The sequence below is a fragment of the Rhizobium sp. MHM7A genome, assembly GCF_005862215.1.
In the GTDB taxonomy this organism is placed as follows: Bacteria; Pseudomonadota; Alphaproteobacteria; order Rhizobiales; family Rhizobiaceae; genus Rhizobium; species Rhizobium bangladeshense.
Map to the genome: position 1 here is coordinate 1 of NZ_VCHT01000065.1, position 1,358 is coordinate 1,358.

Consider the following 1,358-nt stretch of genomic DNA (forward strand, 5'->3'; position numbering starts at 1 on the left):
GATCGTGTCCCATGGAGTGGTGTAGCTGGATTTCATAGCCATCGGTGATTTCCGGTAGGGTCGGGTTGCTTAGAGCCAACCTGAGGGACACCACCGATGACCGACGACATGATGAACCTGCGCTCACTCGTTGAGAAGAGCGCCGATGCCGATTTGCTGCGCGAGATGATCGGCTTTGCTGCCGAGAAGCTGATGGCGCTGGAGGTCGGCACGAAGACCGGCGCGGGCTATGGCGAGAAGAATGGCTTCCGACTGGCCCAGCGTAACGGCTATCGCGACCGGGATTGGGAGACACGGGCGGGCACCGTCGAGCTGCGCATTCCCAAGCTTCGCACAGGCAGCTATTTCCCGAGCTTTCTCGAACCACGCCGGATGGCCGAGAAGGCCCTGACGGCGGTCATCCAAGAAGCCTATATCCAAGGCGTTTCGACCCGATCCGTCGATGACCTCGTCAAGGCCATGGGCATGAGCGGCATCTCCAAAAGCCAGGTATCCCGGCTCTGCGAAGAGATCGACGAGAAGGTGAAGGTCTTCCTCGACAGGCCCATCGAAGGAGAATGGCCCTACCTGTGGATCGATGCGACCTACCTCAAGGTTCGGCGCGGTGGTCGTATTGTCTCCGTCGCCGTAATCATCGCCGTCGGCGTCAACACCGACGGTCGACGCGAGGTGCTCGGCATGGAGATCGGCACGTCCGAGGCCGAGGCGATCTGGACCGAGTTTCTCCGAAAGCTGACCAGGCGGGGTCTGCGTGGCGTGAAGCTCGTTGTCTCCGATGCGCATGAGGGCATCAAGGCCGCAGTATCGAAGGTGCTCTTCGCCACCTGGCAGCGCTGCAGGGTCCACTTCATGCGCAATGCCTTGGCCCATGCTGGAAAGAGCGGACGCCGAGTTGTCTCCGCCTTCATTGCCACGGCCTTCGCTCAGGACACGCCGGAGGCGGCAAGCACTCAGTGGCGCAACGTCGCCGACCAGATCAGGCCAAAGGTACCGAAGCTCGCCAGTCTTATGGACAGCGCCGAGCAAGACGTGCTCGCCTACATGACCTTTCCCAAGCAGCATTGGGCCAAACTTCACTCGACCAACCCGATTGAGCGATTGAACGGCGAGATCAAGCGGCGGACAGAGGTCGTCGGCATCTTCCCCAACGACGACGCCATCGTGCGCCTGGTCGGTGCGCTGCTGCTCGAACAGAACGATGAATGGGCCGTCCAGCGATCCCGCTACATGACACTTGAGACAATCGCCACAATGAGCGATGATCCCCTCATCAGCCTGCCAGCAGCAAGCTGACACTCATCCGGCCCTCTGGGATGAGCCGTGGTCGTCTAAGCTACACCACGTCCTGGGACATGATC

The 1,358-nt window shown here is 60.8% G+C and carries 1 protein-coding gene; it reads left to right on the forward strand.

The annotated features are described in order from the left end of the window. Window positions 1-96 precede the first annotated feature (96 nt). Window positions 97-1,293 (forward strand): IS256 family transposase, encoded by a 1,197-nt coding sequence (locus FFR93_RS40380; protein WP_125851287.1) that lies wholly within the window; start codon window positions 97-99, stop codon window positions 1,291-1,293. Window positions 1,294-1,358: the final 65 nt, after the last annotated feature.